This is a genomic window from Synergistaceae bacterium (assembly GCA_017450125.1).
GTDB lineage: Bacteria > Synergistota > Synergistia > Synergistales > Aminobacteriaceae > JAFUXM01.
Genome location: JAFSWZ010000039.1, coordinates 43,084 through 59,927 on the forward strand (window position 1 = coordinate 43,084; position 16,844 = coordinate 59,927).

Annotated in this window: 13 protein-coding genes; 3 read left to right on the forward strand and 10 right to left on the reverse strand. The window is 55.5% G+C overall.

The genetic code is table 11. The features are described 5' to 3' along the window. Positions 1-16: 16 nt before the first annotated feature. The 10 genes from IJT02_09085 to IJT02_09130 form a co-directional block, all read right to left on the reverse strand. Positions 17-1,312: a bifunctional folylpolyglutamate synthase/dihydrofolate synthase gene (locus IJT02_09085; protein MBQ7545078.1), complete on the reverse strand. Its 1,296-nt coding sequence runs from the start codon at positions 1,310-1,312 to the stop codon at positions 17-19. Between the two features lie 52 nt (positions 1,313-1,364). Next, a complete protein-coding gene (locus IJT02_09090) occupies positions 1,365-2,045 on the reverse strand; it encodes an SPOR domain-containing protein (protein ID MBQ7545079.1) in 681 nt (226 codons plus the stop codon). Then, complete coding sequence (gene ftsZ, locus IJT02_09095) at positions 2,005-3,327, reverse strand: cell division protein FtsZ (GenBank protein MBQ7545080.1); 1,323 nt, start codon at positions 3,325-3,327, stop codon at positions 2,005-2,007. The genes IJT02_09090 and ftsZ overlap by 41 nt, the downstream gene beginning before the upstream one ends. 77 nt (positions 3,328-3,404) lie before the next feature. Next, a complete protein-coding gene (ftsA, locus tag IJT02_09100; protein ID MBQ7545081.1) occupies positions 3,405-4,796 on the reverse strand; it encodes a cell division protein FtsA in 1,392 nt (463 codons plus the stop codon). 34 nt (positions 4,797-4,830) lie between these two features. After that, on the reverse strand, positions 4,831-5,544 hold the full coding sequence (locus IJT02_09105) for a hypothetical protein (GenBank protein MBQ7545082.1): 714 nt from the start codon (positions 5,542-5,544) through the stop codon (positions 4,831-4,833). A gap of 48 nt (positions 5,545-5,592) precedes the next feature. Continuing rightward, the gene (gene murB / locus IJT02_09110) at positions 5,593-6,501 is read right to left on the reverse strand and encodes a UDP-N-acetylmuramate dehydrogenase (GenBank protein ID MBQ7545083.1); all 909 of its coding nucleotides are present in this window, start codon (positions 6,499-6,501) and stop codon (positions 5,593-5,595) included. 51 nt (positions 6,502-6,552) lie between these two features. Beyond that, a complete protein-coding gene (murC, locus tag IJT02_09115; protein MBQ7545084.1) occupies positions 6,553-7,914 on the reverse strand; it encodes a UDP-N-acetylmuramate--L-alanine ligase in 1,362 nt (453 codons plus the stop codon). Between the two features lie 89 nt (positions 7,915-8,003). Further along, positions 8,004-10,070, reverse strand: coding sequence for a hypothetical protein (locus IJT02_09120; GenBank protein MBQ7545085.1), 2,067 nt, complete (start codon positions 10,068-10,070; stop codon positions 8,004-8,006). Between the two features lie 14 nt (positions 10,071-10,084). Continuing rightward, positions 10,085-11,176, reverse strand: coding sequence for an endolytic transglycosylase MltG (mltG, locus tag IJT02_09125; protein ID MBQ7545086.1), 1,092 nt, complete (start codon positions 11,174-11,176; stop codon positions 10,085-10,087). A gap of 81 nt (positions 11,177-11,257) precedes the next feature. After that, positions 11,258-11,719 (reverse strand): hypothetical protein, encoded by a 462-nt coding sequence (locus tag IJT02_09130; protein ID MBQ7545087.1) that lies wholly within the window; start codon positions 11,717-11,719, stop codon positions 11,258-11,260. Between the two features lie 159 nt (positions 11,720-11,878). On the opposite strand from IJT02_09130, the gene IJT02_09135 reads away from it, so the two are divergent. The 3 genes from IJT02_09135 to IJT02_09145 all read left to right on the forward strand — a co-directional run bounded on the left by IJT02_09135 (position 11,879) and on the right by IJT02_09145 (position 16,772). Beyond that, on the forward strand, positions 11,879-12,961 hold the full coding sequence (locus IJT02_09135) for an alanine--glyoxylate aminotransferase family protein (GenBank protein ID MBQ7545088.1): 1,083 nt from the start codon (positions 11,879-11,881) through the stop codon (positions 12,959-12,961). A gap of 63 nt (positions 12,962-13,024) precedes the next feature. Next, positions 13,025-16,072, forward strand: coding sequence for a response regulator (locus IJT02_09140; GenBank protein MBQ7545089.1), 3,048 nt, complete (start codon positions 13,025-13,027; stop codon positions 16,070-16,072). A gap of 10 nt (positions 16,073-16,082) precedes the next feature. Next, a complete protein-coding gene (locus tag IJT02_09145; GenBank protein ID MBQ7545090.1) occupies positions 16,083-16,772 on the forward strand; it encodes a response regulator in 690 nt (229 codons plus the stop codon). Positions 16,773-16,844: the final 72 nt, after the last annotated feature.

Here is a 16,844-nt window from a genome sequence, read left to right on the forward strand (position 1 = left end):
CGTTTAAGGGGGCAGACTAATCCCTGCTCCCTATCTTTCCCCTAATGTACCCCACAAGATACAGGCTTCCGCACACAACCACAACATCATTCCCGTCATTGCGTGCTTTCTTCAGCGCGTCTTCCGGCAGAGCGAATCCTTCCGGCTCGTTTCTCCACGCCAGCCCCCTCGACGCTCCCAACAACTCATCCGGCACAGCTGCTCTGGGCATTCCCGGCACTGTCGTAACGTACAGCTTCGGGTCAAGCTCACTGCTCATCAGCTCAAGGCATCCCGCGTAGTCCTTGTCCCTCATAGCCGCGTAAACAATCCCGATCTTCTTTCCCGGCCACAGCTCTTTCACGCTCGCGCAGAGGTTCTTCACGCCGTCAAGGTTGTGCCCCCCGTCAAGAACAATGTCAGGGTCATACGCTACAACCTCGAGCCTTCCCGGCCAAAACGCAACAGCCATGCCTTCACGCACAGAAGATACGCTGATGCAGGGCAGGACATTCCTCACGAGCGACAAGGCCGACAGAGCAAGAGCAGCATTCTTCACCTGATAGCTGCCGGTCAGCTTCGTCCTGACTTCCTCAATCTCAAAGCTGCCGTCCGAGAAGCCCAGCGTTACGCCTTCCGGCGAAACATTCACTCCGACTACACGAGCTGATTCGCTCACGACGAACGGCTGAGCTCCCCGCTCCCTGCAGACTTTCTTGAACATAGGGATTAATGACGCGGGATTCCCGGAGAAGCACGCCGGAGTGTCCTTCCTCACAACAGCGAATTTTTCCCCCGCAATGTCCTCAAGCGTCGGGCCGAGATATTCCGTGTGGTCGATTGAGATTGACGCGATAGCTGTACAGATCACGTTGTGCATGGTGTTCGTCGCGTCGAGCTTGCCGCCAAGCCCGGCCTCAACAACTCCCACGTCAACCTTCTTCCGCCTCATCAGCAGGAACGCCCCCGCAGTCAGAAGCTCGAAGTACGACGGCGGGTCTTCGTCCTCACGGATGACGCTCACTGCTTCGTTCACAGCGTCAATCCATTCATCCGCGCTCAGAGGCTGGCCGTCAATGAGCAGCCTCTCTCCCGGGCTCTCGAGGTGCGGGCTCGAGTAGAACGCCGTCTTGTAATGCGATGCCCGCAGCACCGACGAGATGAACGCTCCAGTTGAGCCTTTGCCGTTCGTTCCGACAATGTGAATCGCCTTGAAGGTGTCCTGAGGATTGCCGAGACGTTCAAGCAGCCGCTCTATTCTCTCAAGGCCGGGAATTATTCTGTTGGCGGAATGTCTGTGCAGTAATTCTTCAAGCGTGTCAAATGTGTTCATGGCAGAAAAAATACGGCAGACACCCATTCAAGAGATGCCCGCCGCCGAAAGTCTACTTCTTTGCTGGCGGAAAAGCAAAACTCGTCTTGTAGCCGAGCTTCTTCATCGCATCAACAACAAGACCGGCCTGATACTTGCTTACTCCTCCTTCAACCCAGACCTTCACGTACTTCGAGGCCGGGTTCTGGTACACAACAGCCTTGTAGCCCGCCTTCTTGACCTTCTTTGCGGCCTCCTGAGCTGCTGCCTTAGAGCCGTACGAGCCTATCTGTACCCTCCACTGTTTGTCCATCGGGACAGCGGCGGCTTTCGCGGGTTCGGTCTTCTTGGCCGGAGCTGGCGCGGGTGCTGATGCCTTTGCCGGAGCGGTTATCGGAGGTATAGGTTCGGCAACAGCTAGCGTCTCTGCTTCTTTCTGCGGAGCTTCCTCCACAACCTCAGGAGCAGCAGGCTGCACGGGAGGCAGAGAGGCTTCCTGTTCCTTCTCGCGCTCAGCAATGAGAGCCGGTGCTTCAGCGTACGCCTTCGTTGAAGTTATCTCCGGCGCAGTGTTCATGCCGCTGATGAAGAACTGCCGTCCCGCAAGTATAAGCAGTCCCACAGCCGCAACGCTCACCACTGGCAGGACAATGTCTCCGAATGACGGCAATATACCGCGCTTCTTGATTCCTCTACGCATTCTTGGCCGACGCTCAGTTCCTGCCGGTCGTTCTGTAGTAGGCTGGCTGGTCATATGATCTCTTCAATCCTCCCGGAAATGCCGCGCTTTCCTCGCTCGGTTCTCCTAACGATGCTTCCTGAAAATCTTCCTGAACTATGTTCTTCTTCCTGTTGTACAAGTCCGCTAATGTCCTGTTCCCCGTTCTTATGAGGGGCTGTGGCGGCGTGGGCTGAGGCGGCAGAGGAGGACGGATGCCTATTCTTCCGCCGGTCTGGCCTGTGCCTGCAGGTGTCGTTCCGCTGCCGGGAATTCTTGTCCCGCCGACCGTTCCGCCTGTTGCACCGCTGGTCTTCCTCACGGCCTGTGCTCCCTCAGGGAACGTCGCAATGAGCGTTACGCGCACCTTGTCGCCCAGCGACTCGTCAATAACGTGCCCCCAGATTACCTGCGCGTCCTCGTCGGCCGTCGACTGTATGATGTCCGCCGCCTGCGTCATCTCCTCGAGCGTGATTTCCGGGCCGGTCGTTACGTTGAGGAGCATTCCCTTCGCGCCGGAAAGGTCAAGCGTCATAAGCGGCGAGTGTATAGCCTGCTCTGCGGCCTTGCGGGCACGTCCTTCACCTTCGCCTTCTCCCATGCCCATGATGGCGATCGTTGCACCGCCGTTCTCGGGAGCTTTCAGGATGGTCTTGATGTCCGCAAAGTCCAGGTTGATGAAGCCTTCCTTCGTGATGAGGTCAGTAACTCCCTGCACCGCCTGACGGAGCACCTCATCAACCTTCTTGTACGCGTCGACTATCTTCATCTTTAGGCCGTTGTCGAGCTCAAGCAGCTTCTGGTTCTCGACGATAAGCAGCGCGTCAACGTTCTTCTTGAGCTGTGCGATGCCTTCTTCTGCGGTTGACATACGCTTGCGCATCTCGAACCCGAACGGCTTGGTTACTACGCCGACAACAAGCACTCCCATTTCTTTGGCGGCTTCTGCGATGATGGGTGCAGCTCCTGTTCCTGTCCCTCCGCCCATGCCTGCGGTTACGAACAGCATGTCTGCTCCGTTGATGTATTCGCGGATCTTGTCGATGCTTTCTTTTGCGGCGGCAGCTCCTGTGGCTGGGTTAGCTCCCGCTCCGAGCCCGCGCGTCAGTGCCTCGCCCAGAAGTATCCTGTTGGGGGCACGGTTGGACTCGAGGGCTTTGCGGTCTGTGTTGGCGGCTACGAAATCCACGCCCATTACGTTGGACTCAATTATGTGGTTGAGAGCGTTTCCGCCTCCGCCTCCTACTCCGAAGACTACCAGCTGTTCTGCTTTCTGCGAACTGGTGTCTGTAAGGCTGAATAATTCGTCCTGATTCATTAATTTATTTACCTCCTGCGATATGCGGCGCAACGTATTTTACTGTATTTTTTCAGGCATTACAATTTTGCGCGGCACTAGAACATCTTGCCTATGTCGTGAAGGAATCTCTTGAGCTTATCGCCGACGCTCTCGCGGGGTTCGTCGTCATCGTCGTCGGTTTCTTCTGGTTCCTCGTCCTCTTCCCTGCTGTCGGGCTGGGGTGTCTCCTCTTCGTCCTCTTCCTCATCGGGAATCCCACCAAAGAACCGCGAACGTTTCTTGGGCTGTTCCTGCTGTTCGTCCGACTGCACAGACAGTCCCGGCAGAGGCTGTTCCGGCTTCATGAACACGTAGGGGTCTCTGTCGGTGATCGAGGCATACTTCAGGATTCCGGCCAAGTCAACGTAGGCGGCATTGTCGAGGCCGTCCGGCATGTTGTAGATCGGGCGGTCAGCGATACGCACAGGCATCTGCAGAATGTTCTCCATCATCACGTCAATGCCCGGCATCAAAGCCACTCCGCCGGAAAGAATTATCCCCCCCGGAAAGTTCTGCGGAGTGCATTCGGCCAGCGCGTTGCGGATGTACACGTCAAACAGTTCTTCGAGGCGCGCAACCACCACCTGAAACGCTGTATCTACATCGATGCCCCTGCTCCTGAGTTCGTCCTCGCTGTCGACAAACAGCTTCTTCTTCAGGAACTCAGCTTCCCTCAAAGTCAGGTGAAGCACCATCGCGAGGTCTCTGCTGACGTGTTCGCCGCCGATAGGAATGCTCGTTACGTGGAAAGCACGCCCGCCCCTGTAGAGAACGATTCCTGTCGTGCCTCCGCCGATGTTGATGGAGATGCAGCCTACACGCATTTCGTCCTCATAGATTGCCCCCAGAGACGCGGCTAGCGGTTTCAGCACGAGGCCTTTGACGTTGAGGTCTGCTCCCCTTACGCAGCTGACTACGTTCTGCACAAAAGTCATGGGGAAGGTTACTGTCTGAAGCCACACGTCGAGCTTGTTGCCGTTCATGTCCAGCGGGTCATCAACGTTCTGTCCGTCGAGCTCGTAGCGCGTCGGTATCATGTGCAGGGCACAGATGTCGCTCCTCATCGAGACAAGATCCCGCGCCCGCGCTATGACGTTGCGCAGGGCTTCCTCGCTTACTGCTCTGGACTCTCTTCCTCCGAGCGTGATCATGCCGTGCGTCGGCTCGCTCTTCACGTTGTGCGCGTTGAAGGCTACGATGACGTTCTTCAGCCTCTTGGCCGGAACGCCGGTTATGCTCTGTGCTTCCTGCAAGGCTCTCATCACTGACTGCCGGGCGTCAGGAAGATTCACAATTATGCCCTTAGTGATACCCTTTGAAGGTGCTGGTCCGAATCCGATCACTTGAACGGAATCTGGATAGTTCGGGTTCTTCTCCGCAACTATCATGAAAGTTTTGGTTGTACCAATACTCAGCCCTACAATTAGGTTATCCGATTTTCCCGGCATTTTGTCTCAAGTTCCCTTCTTTTGTTGTGTATATCTATAGCTTGCGAAGCACTATTTTGCCCTCGTATGTAGCGTCTATTACATGGTTGCCGCCCTGCTTGATGAGGTCGTCAAACACTCTGTCTATCGAGGCTCCTATCTCCTGTCCGTCGTACTTTCTGCGCTGAAGGTAAAGCTCGAACCTCTGTCTTCCGTGAGCCAGCTTCAGCACGAACAAGTCCATTCCTGCACGGCGTTCCCACGTGATTTCCTGCGCGGCATCAAACCAACGGTAGCCCCTGAACTCCTCGAGGAACGAGTCGATAACTTCCGTCGATATCGGCGACGCGAACACTCCGAACGTCGGCGGCTGTACGCTCACGTCTCCTGTTCCTCCGTCCTCCGGGACTTTCCAGACCAGAGAACCGGCTTCCGCTTCGCTGGGTCTTCCCGGTTCGTAGAGCCACATCTTGCGGTCTCTGGAGATGCACCAGATTTTTCCGCGCCACTCGACTTTAACCCAAGCCTTCAGCCACTCAATGCGCGTCCTGAAGTTCCCCAAGCCCTCCATTTTCGTCTCTACGATGACGGGCATATCACGCTCGAGAAAATCCTTCATGCCCTTAGAGTCCCTGATCAGGTACGGCCAGAACGTCAGGCATCTCTGCGGAAAAACCTCCCACAGCCTGCGCTCCAGTGCCTGAGACTGCGCTTCCACCTTGTAGTCCTTAAGGGTGAACCAAAAACGGTATTCGTATATGCGTGTCATACATCCTATCAGCATAACAAGCACGATAAGTTTACGGCGCACAATTTCTCACGACACGCTGAAACACGGGTCAAGTATCTTTATCTCAGGCTCAAGCCGTATTCCCGTGCTGTCAAACACTCTCTGCGAGCACTGCTTCACCAGCTCCATGATGTCCGAACTGGTTGCGTGTCCCCTGTTCAGGATGAAGTTCGCGTGAACGTCCGACACAACAGCATCGCCTGCACGCAAGCCCTTGCACCCTGCTTCGTCGAGGAGTTTTCCGGCGGAATTGCCGTCGGGGTTCTTGAAGGTACAGCCTGCGTTGCGGAGGCCGTGAGGCTGAGTCCCGCGCCTGAGAAGATAGCTCTCCAGAACGTCAGCGTCTTTCGGCGTTGCTTTCCTGAAGGTCATACGGGCAGAAACTATCACGCGCTTTTCTCCGGCCAGCGAACACCTGCGGTAGGAATAAGCTATCTCGTTCGAGTGCCACATCCTTATGCTTCCGTCCGGCTCTACAGCTATAACCTCGTCAAGAAGCTCGCAAACTCCATGACCGCCCGCACCTGCATTCCCCGCGATTGCACCGCCCAAAGTTCCCGGTATCCCCGCCGCAAACTCCATCCCCGCAAGCCCGTGCTCCCGTACTTCCTTCATGAGAAGAGGGAGCTTGAAGCCAGCGTCGATGTCCGCTGTGAGATTCGTCCGCCACTCTATGGCTGTGAGGTTCTGCGTGGAAATTACGATGCCTTTGACGAGGCCGTCGGGGAAAAGTACATTGCTTCCTCCTCCAAGAACATATACGGGGCAGCCTTCCTTTACTGCTTCAGCAAAAAGTATGTGCATCTGCTCGATGGTCGAAGGAGCTGCGAAAAATTCAGCCTCGCCGCCCACACCAAGCGTGCACAACGGAGAAAGCGGCACGTTCTTGTGTATCGTTATGTCTGGTAAAGTGGTCTGCAGGTTATTCAACAACATAGCGCATTCAATAGTTCCTGATAAATTTTTGGTAATTATACCTTAAACGCTTTAATTCTCCGTCAAAAACTTTTCGCCGAGCTTGTAGACATCCCCTGCTCCCATAGTCAGCAGAATATCTCCGGGCTTCAGAGCGTCCTTAAGCAGTGCAGGAATTTCCGCAAATTCTGCAGGCTTTACGCTTTCGGGAGCGAGCTTGATTATCTCCTCAGAGCTGCCCGCCTCTATCTCGTCTTCACCAGCCGAGAACACCGGCAGAACGTACGCGCTGTCAGCCTGTCCGAGAGACTGCGCAATGTATCCCGCGAATTTCGCCGTACGCGAATACCTGTGCGGCTGGTACACAACTACGAGCCTTCTGTCAGGGTAAATGTTCCGCACAGCACGTATCGTCGCGTGAATCTCCGACGGGTGGTGAGCGTAGTCATCCATCACGAGAATGTCGCCGCTGGTTATGCCCTTGACCTGCATCCGGCGTTCCGAACCGTGAAAGTCCTTCAGTATCGCCGCAGACAGCTCGAAGTCTATCCCGCAGATGTCCGCCGAAGCTATTGCCGCGAGTGCGTTCATGATGTTGTGCTCTCCGCTCACAGTGAGTTCAAGCCGCCCCAAGAAGTGTCCTTCACGTGCAACACTGCAGGAGATTCCTCCGCCGTTCATGTGAATAATGTTGTACGCGCCCCAGTCGCGGCCCTTCCCCCAGCCGTAACGTACTATCTTGCCGCGCGTCTTGCTGCAGAGCTCGTAGACCTGCGATGCTCCTTCGTCCTCAGCGCACATCACGAGCGTCCCGCCTTCCTTGCGTCCGTCCGCAAACCTCGTGAACGCCTGAATCACTGCTTCGCGCGTCGGGTAATGGTCGACGTGATCCCAGTCCGCGTTGGTGATGACTGCTATTGACGGGTGGAAGAGCTCAAACGTTCCGTCGGACTCGTCGAGCTCCGCGATGAAGTGTTCTCCTTTGCCGGAAACTGCGTTGCTCCCGATGTCCGGGACGTTCGCGCCGACGTAGATTGTCGGGTCAAGCTCAGCCTTCAAGAAGATTAGGCCGGTCATTGATGTTGTTGTGGTCTTGCCGTGAGCTCCGGCTATGCCGATGCCGTACGACTTGTTGAACAGCGAGCTCAAAGCCTGTGCGCGGGAGAATATCTTGAGGCCGTGCTCTTGTGCGAAAGTTACTTCTTCGTTGTCGCGGTGGACTGCTGAGCTGAGGATCAATGCGTCAGGGCTGAGGCTGGTGATGTGAGTGTGAGAATGCCCGATCATACAGGGAATGCCGTTCAGGTCGTAATGCGGCTCGCAGAGATCACAGCCGGAGACATCTAGCCCGTCAGCCCGCAAGAGCTTGGCGAGCGCGCTCATTCCAGCACCGCCGATGCCCATAAGGTGGACGCGCTGTACGTTATTCATCATGCTTACACCCCTAAGTTTTGTGATGGTTGAATGAGCTATTGTAACATGACAAAAAAATTACCCCCGCATTTTCGGCAGGGGGAAGCACCTCAGAACGTCATCAGTTCCGGCGGTTCTAGGCTTGTGCTCATGTACTCAACGAAGTCGGCGATTTTGTCTGCCGCTATGTACGGTGCCTGAAGCCTGACGGGAACGGGGCTGTTTGTGCTGATGAAGAGCAGGTCTCCTTTGCCGGTGAGTTTCGCGGCATCCGCAGTGTCGATGATGTTGCGGGAGTCTGCTGCTGAACTCAGTGTGAAGGCCGCTCTTGCGGGGAAGACTGACTTCATCATCGAGGGCAGAATGTCCACTGAGGGCTTCTGCGCAGAGACGATCATGTGTATTCCAGCTCCGCCTGACTTGCGAGCCAGCTTGATGATGAGACCGCTGAAGTCGTTATCCGCCGCGTACACGAGGTCAGAGAGTTCGCCGATAATTATCACTATCTCGGGAATCCTTCTGGACTTGGGAACTTTTCGGTTGTAGGCCTCGATGTTCTTGGCCTTCTCCTGCGCGAAGTCTGCCGTCCTCTTGTCCATCTCGGCACACGCCCACTCGAGAGCTTTGCGGGCAGTGTCGAGCGTGCTGACTGGTTCGGCGAGCAGGTGAGGAAGCTTCTCGTAGCCGGAGAAGTCGGAATGCTCCGTGTCGATGAGCAGGAGCTTGAGCTCGTCAGGAGTTTTTACCGAGCACAGGCTGACGATGCACGTGTTCACGAACGTAGTGCGCCCCGAGCCCTCTCCTCCTGCGGCCAAGAGATTAGGCATGTCCTCGAGCCCCTTGACCAAGACACGCCCTCCCGTCCTCACGCCCAACGGCAGGGGCAGACGCGCCGCAGTGTTGATGAACTCGCCGGACTCTATGAGGCTGCGGAGGGTTACGGTCTTGCGTTCAGCCGCCGGGACCTCAACGCCGACGTAATGCGTCCCGAGTATCGGTGCTTCGATGCGAACGGTCATGACGGCCAAGTCCATCGCAATTTCCTCGTCGAGGCCGGAGATCTTGCTTATCTTTGTGCCCGGAGCAAGCTCGAGCTTGTACTGTACAACCGAAGGCCCTGCCGCTGTCTGTGCAACGTTCGCACTTATCCCGAAGTTCTTGAGGGTGGTGATTATCGTCCTGCCTTGCTTCTCCGAATCACGCTGAAGACTGCGCGACGCATCGAACCTCGAACGTTCGCCGAAGATTTCCGGCGGAGGAGGGAAGACAGCTTCATCGCGCCTTGTTCTTGCTTGGGGTTTCGGAGAGTCGGTGTCAGGAGTTGCCGTGCCGTCAGGGAACGTAATTTCAGGGAGAGGACGGCGGGCTTTGCGGGGGCGCGGCGGTGTCGCGGGAGCTTTGCGTCTCGGGGTCTCCGTCGTTCCTGCGTCGATCATCGCAAGTGCGTCGTCAATAATCTCTATGGCCTTCTGTCCTGTCCTGAGTTTCGGTGCAGGGCGGGGGCTAGCGGGCATCTCGATTTCTGGCAGCTCAATCTGCGCGGAGTCTTCTTCGTCGTCCTGAGAGGCGGGCTTGAGCTTGGGCGAAGGTACGCTCTCTGTGAACAGTATGCTTTCCGGCGTGTCGGGCTCGTAGTCCTCACGTTCACGACGGCGGGGCTTGGGCTTCCTCCGCCTGAAACGCCATGACGGAAGCGCAGGAAGAGTCAGCCTGAGGATTCGCGACCCGTAGAACACTGCCGACAGAACGAACGACCCGGCAACCAGCAGCAGGGTGATGAACGTTCCGATGTTGAGGACAAAGAACTTCGCCAGCCCGCTCCCGAAAGAACCCGGGCGGAACAGAGTCATCTGCGACTCCCAGCCCGTCTCGCGGAGGAAGCCCAGCATGAACGCAAACGATATGTACAGCTGAACCGTTCCCAGAACCTGACGGGGAAGTCTGGGTATCCTGAACCTCATCAGCTTTGCGATGCAGACATACATCAGGAACAGCAGAAGCACAATCACTGCTCCTCCCCACGTTTCGCGCAGGGATTTTCCCCATTCGCGCCCGCCTTCGCCCGTTAATGAGCTGTCGAACAACGCAAGCATAAAGTATATGCACGCAACTATCAGCACGAACAGGAACAATTCTGTCCAGCTGCCTTTTCCGCTGTCCTGCCTCCTTCTTGCCACGTTACGCACCTCCCTCAACGCTCAGAGCGTACCTGCTTGATGTTGCGCTGGTGTTCCGCGCTGGTCTTCGCGAAGTGGTGGTAGCCGCTCTTGTCCGCAACGTAGTACAGGTACTCGTTGTCTTCCGGGTCAAGCGCAGCTCCCCACGCCTCAACGCCGGGAACACATATCGGTCTCGGAGGAAGGCCGGGAATCTTGTAGGTGTTGTACGGCGAATCAATCTCCAAGTCCTTATACAGCACGCGCGTGAGCTTCCTGCCCTTCAGCCTCCACGCGTAGACTACAGTAGCATCAATCTGCAGCTTCATATTCCTGCGGAGCCTGTTGTGTATAACTCCGGCAACTGTACGGCACTCCGCGTCATGCAGAACTTCACGCTCAACCATTGCGGCGACTATCGAGGCTTCCTGAACGTCACGCGAGGTCAGCTTGTGTTCGCTGATGAAGTCTCCCCAGTGATTCCACCACGCGGAGGCTGAGACGTTCACGAGTTCGTCGGCGTTGCGGTCAACGAGCATGTATGTTTCCGGCATGAGGAAAGCAACACGGGTCTCTTCGTCTTCAGGGAGGGCTGAGAGGAGGTCTGCCATTTTCGGGGGATAGTTTTTGTTGTTGAGCAGTGCTTCACAGAATGCTTTGCGGGTAATTTTCCTGTCCTGGCTCTCGAGGGACTCTATCACCGCGAAGACATCAAGTCCCGGCACAATCTGCGCCTTGAGGAGAGCGGGCTTTACCGTCCGAAGCTGCCGGGCCAAGTTCCACGCGTCAGACGGAACTACCGCGTAATGTCCGGCCTTGATTCTTCTGTCGATGCCGAATTTCACCATCCACTTTGACAGGTCGGCGGGAGAACCTCTGAGCAGTGCTCCCTGAATCTCGAAGGCACGGGCGGCCTGAGCGGCGGTCATTCCGTTTTCGACGGAGACGCTGACCTTTGCACCCTCAGGTATGGGTATGATTTCTTCCCAGAACTCTGAAGGCCTCTTGAGGTAGTATGAGGCAAAGGCACTTCCCACTGCCGCAACGGTTATGATTATGAGAAAGATTCCCTTGATGACGGAGAGCCGTCCGCTCTTCTTTTTGCGTTTGCGTGAATTATTCTGCAAGTTGAAAGCACATCCTGTTAGTTTTTGCGCCCTATTATAGCAACAAAAGGATGTGCCTTGCGTTTTTCGGTGTAGCGTGGGTTAGTCGTCGTTGTCTTCGTCGCTTCTTGGGGGAGTATCGGAGGTTCTGACTCTTCCGCCGATCGAAGCTAAGATGACGTAGTGCGGGTCGCCCCTGCCTCTGACAGCGATTGTTCCGCCCTTAGAGTAGGCACTGGACGAGTATGAGTACTCGATATTTGCGTTGTTCACCGTGTAGGAACATCCCCGACTTGCCTCAAGGACTTCCTCGCGCCCCTCAGAGCCGTAAGGCAGTCTCATCCACGTTATCTTGATGCTCTGCGACTCGACAGCCAGCGTGAAATTGGAGTGAAGGTTGTCTGCCTTCACCATGCTGCTGGTGATGAACTTCGCTACCTTTGCGGCTTCGTTGACCGATGTCTGCCGGGAAAAATCCGTGTTCAGCGACGTAACTCCGGCAATAAGCGCAAGTATCGCCAATCCTGCTATAAGTTCAACGAGTGTTAATGCAGAACGCTTCATGTTACCCTCCCAGTAAACGATCATAATGGCCAAAGCCAGCGGCTTCACGGTAATTTTATGGGGAAGTACGGGAAAAGTAAAGCATTGACGGGCTAGCATTTATGATTATTGCCTCCGCTGTAAACTGTACTAACATTGCGGCGGAGGTGTTTCGTTATCATGGAGAAGTACAGAATAGGACTCGTTCCAGGCCCGGTAACTGTCCCCGAAAACATCCGCGCGGCATGGAGCAGTGATTACGGCAGCTCAGACCTCGAGGAAGAGTTCTTCACTCTCTACAGGGACAACCAGTCTCTTACACAGCAATTGCTTCACACGAACAGCGACATCGTGATAACTTCCGGCGAAGCAATGTCCGTCCTCTGGGCGGCTCTCAAGTGCACCCTCAGACCCGGCGAAAAGCTGCTCGCAGTCTCGTCGGGACTCTTTGGCGACGGATTCTGCGACATGGCACGGAGCTTCGGTGCTGACGCTATCGTCTGCGTGTTCCAGTACGACGACGTGCCCAATCCCCAGAAGGTTCGCGAGTACGCAAAACGTTTCCGCCCGAAGGTCATCACCGCCGTTCACTGCGAGACACCGAGCGGGACGCTCACGCCCTGCCTCGAAGAACTGGGGAGCATTGCCCACGAGTACGGCGCGCTGTTCGTCGTGGACTTCGTCTCGAGCGCGGGAGGTGCTCCGCTCGACGTTGACGCGTGCGGGATAGACATCGGCCTTCTCGGAAGCCAGAAGGTTCTTTCCCTCACGTCATCCCTCTCAATCTCCAGCATATCGCCCCGTGCATGGGAAGTCATCGAGGACGTGAACTATCAGGGCTACGAGGCATATTCCGGGTGGCGCAACGTTCCCGCCGTTCACTACATGCCATACTCCCACGACTGGCACAGCATGAAGGCTCTTAATATCTCCCTCAACGCGATAATGTCAGAGGGAATGAACGAGGTATTAACGCGTCATGAGAAGGCTGCTCAGCTGTGCAGGGACATGGGCAGGCGCATCGGCCTCAAGCTCTACCCCAAGCGTGAAGACATCTGCTCGCCGACAGTTACGGCGTTCTGTGTGCCTGACGGGTGGTCTTGGCCGGAACTTGACGCGGCGTTCAGGAGCAAAGGGCTCGTTGTCGGAGGGAATTACGGTGAGCTGTCCGGCAAAGTCTTCCGCATCGGGCACATGGGTTCTCAGGCAAGGTCTGAACTCGTCGAGGAAGGCATGAATATTATCGCTGAGGTTCTGCACTAAATCTTTACTGGTAATATAATAAGGCGCATATCTCTCAATAATTCTCAAAGGAGCATGATTTATGTGCCTGACGACTCACGCAGAAACTTCGTAGATACCATCAAGCAGCTCGGCGGAAACTCTATCCTTCTGCGCACCATCGGAGGACGCTACGAGACGCTGTACGTATCGCCCGAATACTCCGCAATGATGGAGGACTCCGAAGAAGCCTCTGCAAGCTATGACGTTATGCGGGACATTGACGAAGTGATTTACCACGAGGACAGGGAGCTCGCCCAGTACATGCTCAAGCACTGCGAAGCTCCCGACAAGTCCAGAAGCATACAGATCCGCAAGGTTACCGCAAAGCACAACGTCATCTGGTGCGACGTGCGCTGTTCACGCGTATCTTCAGGCGAAGACGAGTACCTGTACATGACCTTCAGCGACATCACCCTCTTCAAGAGCTACGAGGAGAAGATTCGCACCAGTTATGACTCGCTGGGGCAGACGTTCTACCATCAGGACGAGCACACACTGGCGATGTTCAGGGTTGACCTGACGCTTGACCACGTCGACGAGGCGCGCGGTAAAGACCTCTTCAGCCACGACCGCGAAGAGCCGGTGTACTCCGAGCTGATACGGCGCAGGGCCAGGCACTACATAAACTTCATGGAGCGCAAGAAGTTCCTTGATACTTTCAGCGTAAATTCACTGCTTGATGTTTACGTCAAGAGCAGGATCGGCATAAAGCAGGTCTTGTTGTCCAGGCGCGAGAAGGGCATAATCTCCTACGTCGAAATCTCCGCAATGATGACACGCAACCCCCTCAACGGGCACGTTATAGCGTTCATTACGGAAAGGGAATGCAACGACACCAAAGCCTATCAGACGATCGTGGACAAGATACTGTCCCGTCAGTTCGAGATGATCGCGTATATGTCTCTGGGAAGGTACACAATAACTGTGAGCACACCTCTCGCCGAAGGAAGCATAATCCCCAAGTCCGAGCACAACATCTTCAACAGTTACGTTCATGACGAGATACTACCTATACTTCACGGGACGGACGAGCAGAGGCAGTCGATGGCTCTCGCGCTAGGGCCGGACTCGATAGCTTTCGGGACGCAGAAGGATTCGCTGTACGAGGTAAACATTGTGTGCGACATTGACGGCGGAACATTCTACAAGCAGTTCAACTTCTACGCGGTCAACCCGGGCTTCTACATCATACTTGTTGCTGACACGACGAGGCTTCACCGCGAGCAGGAGGAACGCAGCCGACAGCTTGAGGACGCACTAGCCCTCGCGAAAGCAGCAACCGAGCAGGCACGCCGCGCGAACAGTGCCAAGAGCGAATTTCTCGCCAACATGTCGCATGAGATTCGTACGCCGATTAACGCTGTTTTAGGCATGAACGAGATGATTATCAGGGAGAGCACCAACAGCCGCATCACCACCTACGCCCGCAACATCGAGAGCGCAGGACGTAACCTTCTTTCAATCATCAACGACATTCTTGACTTCAGCAAGATTGAGGCCGGAAAGATGGAGATTTCGGAGGCAGACTACAAGCTCAGCTCCGTGCTCAACGACGTAACGAACATGATAGTGTTCAAGGCGCGGCAGAAGGACTTGCAGTTCACGGTGAACGTTGACGAGGCACTGCCGGACGGACTTTTCGGCGACGAAGTCAGGGTGAGGCAGGTTATCACGAACATCCTCAACAACGCCGTGAAGTACACCCATGAAGGCAGCGTAACAATGGACGTGAGCGGCGAGATGACTGCGGAGGAGAGCATTGAGCTCGTGATACGCATAACGGACACGGGCATCGGCATCAAGGAAGACGACCTGCCCAAGCTGTTCAAGAAGTTCGAGCGGGTTGACCTCGTCAAGAACAACACAGTAGAGGGCACGGGGCTCGGCCTGTCGATAACGCAGAACCTCCTGCGTATGATGGGCGGACATGTCAGCGTTGAGAGCGTTTACGGTCAGGGCTCGACGTTCACGATTCACCTTCCGCAGAAAATCATCTCTCCCGAACCCATCGGCAACTTCCACGAAAAGTTTGAGCGTTACGTCCACGCCCTCAAGGCCTACAGGGAGTCCTTCAAAGCTCCTGATGCGTTCCTTCTTGTCGTCGACGATACGGACATGAACTTGACGGTGATTGAGGGGCTGCTCAGCAAGACGGAGATAAACCTTGACACAGCATCGAGCGGACAGGAAGCACTGGGCTTCACGACACAGAAGAAGTACGACCTGATTCTGATGGATCACCGTATGCCCGGAATGGACGGAACCCAGACCATGAACAACATCCGTGCGCAGGACGGCGGGCTGAACGCGGACACGCCGATAATCTGCCTGACTGCCGACGCAGTTAGCGGAGCACGAGCAAAGTACATAGAGCAGGGTTTTACTGACTACCTGTCGAAGCCCGTTGACGGCCCGAACCTTGAAGCTGCCCTGATAAAATATCTTCCCGACGAGAAAATCATTGTGCAGGAAGAAGCAGAGGAAGAACAGGCAGAACCGCAGGGACTCTCGCCTCTCGAGGAGTTCTACTCGCAGACTGAGGGGCTGGATTACGCGGAAGCCGTCAAGAACTGCGCGACAGAAGAGATTCTCGCCAAGACCCTGCAGCAGTTCTACAACTCCATAGCCAACAACCTGCGGGACATCAGCAAGTTCTTTGAGGAACAGGACATCCCCAACTACACCATTAAGGTACACGCCCTCAAGAGCTCGGCAAGGTTAATCGGTGCGCAGGAACTCTCCGACATGGCACGGCATCTCGAGGACTGCGGGAACGCCGGGGATCTCGACGAAATTGCGGCCAGGACACCGGCACTCCTTGAACGCTACGGTGAGTATCTCGGCAAGCTCGAACCGCTCTACAAGAAGGACGATGATGCACCGCTGATCGAACCCGAGAGGCTTCATGAGGCATACGAGGCGATAAAGGAATTTACGGCGATGTTCGATAGTGATTCTATAGACGGAATAATATCAATGCTGCGGGAGTACAGGATTCCCAGCGACGAGGCCGAACGCTTCAACGTCATAGCTTCATGTGCGGATGCTGCGGACTGGGGCGGTCTTGAAGAAGCATTGAAGAACGTATAGGAGGGATTGCATGAAGCAGAAAGTTTTGTACGTAAGCGACAGGCCTTCGATGGGAGCAGATATGCTCATCAAGACGCTTGGGGATGAGTTCGAGATTCTGAAGGCACGCAGCAGCGACGAGATAAAGCATGTGCCGGGAATCGTCCTCGTGAATCTGGCCGGGCTCGAGAGTTCGGAGAGGGTAAAGGCTTTCACCGGCGCAAAGATATTCCTTCTGGGCAATCAGGCAGAGGCTGATGCGTCGGACATTGCCGGATCAGAAAAGTTAATCAGGCCGTTCAACGCGAAGGAGATTCGGGAGAAGCTGGAGGGTTTGTCTCAGACAGGAGAGGCGCAGAAGACCTTGCTGCTGGTGGACGATGACGCTGTGATGATTCGGACACTGCGCGAGGGGCTGAGCACGAGCTACAAGGTGCTTCCCGCGAACTCCGGGACGAATGCGCTGAAGATTCTCGAACGCACGAAGCCTGACCTGATTCTGCTGGATTACGAGATGCCGGAAATGACCGGGCCGGAAGTTCTTGCGACTCTCAGGGCTAAGGAGGAGACGGCCGGGATTCCTGTGATGTTCCTTACGGCCAAGAACGACTTGGGGAGCATCTCGCTGATCGAAGCCTTGAAGCCTCAGGGGCACATGCTGAAGACTTTGCCATTACGGGAGATAAAGGCTATCATTCAGAAATTCTTTGACGGAAAGTAGACCACACAGCCCCCTTGCAGTACAGCAGGGGGGATTTGTACTATAATACACTCATCCAAAGTTTTCACAACA

Bases quoted from the DNA above. Each gene is read 5' to 3' on its own strand.
- IJT02_09085 (MBQ7545078.1), bottom strand. From the start codon at position 1,312: ATGAACACATTTGACACGCTTGAAGAATTACTGCACAGACATTCCGCC.
- IJT02_09090 (MBQ7545079.1), bottom strand. From the start codon at position 2,045: ATGACCAGCCAGCCTACTACAGAACGACCGGCAGGAACTGAGCGTCGG.
- ftsZ (MBQ7545080.1), bottom strand. From the start codon at position 3,327: ATGAATCAGGACGAATTATTCAGCCTTACAGACACCAGTTCGCAGAAA.
- ftsA (MBQ7545081.1), bottom strand. From the start codon at position 4,796: ATGCCGGGAAAATCGGATAACCTAATTGTAGGGCTGAGTATTGGTACA.
- IJT02_09105 (MBQ7545082.1), bottom strand. From the start codon at position 5,544: ATGACACGCATATACGAATACCGTTTTTGGTTCACCCTTAAGGACTAC.
- murB (MBQ7545083.1), bottom strand. From the start codon at position 6,501: ATGTTGTTGAATAACCTGCAGACCACTTTACCAGACATAACGATACAC.
- murC (MBQ7545084.1), bottom strand. From the start codon at position 7,914: ATGATGAATAACGTACAGCGCGTCCACCTTATGGGCATCGGCGGTGCT.
- IJT02_09130 (MBQ7545087.1), bottom strand. From the start codon at position 11,719: ATGAAGCGTTCTGCATTAACACTCGTTGAACTTATAGCAGGATTGGCG.
- IJT02_09135 (MBQ7545088.1), top strand. From the start codon at position 11,879: ATGGAGAAGTACAGAATAGGACTCGTTCCAGGCCCGGTAACTGTCCCC.
- IJT02_09145 (MBQ7545090.1), top strand. From the start codon at position 16,083: ATGAAGCAGAAAGTTTTGTACGTAAGCGACAGGCCTTCGATGGGAGCA.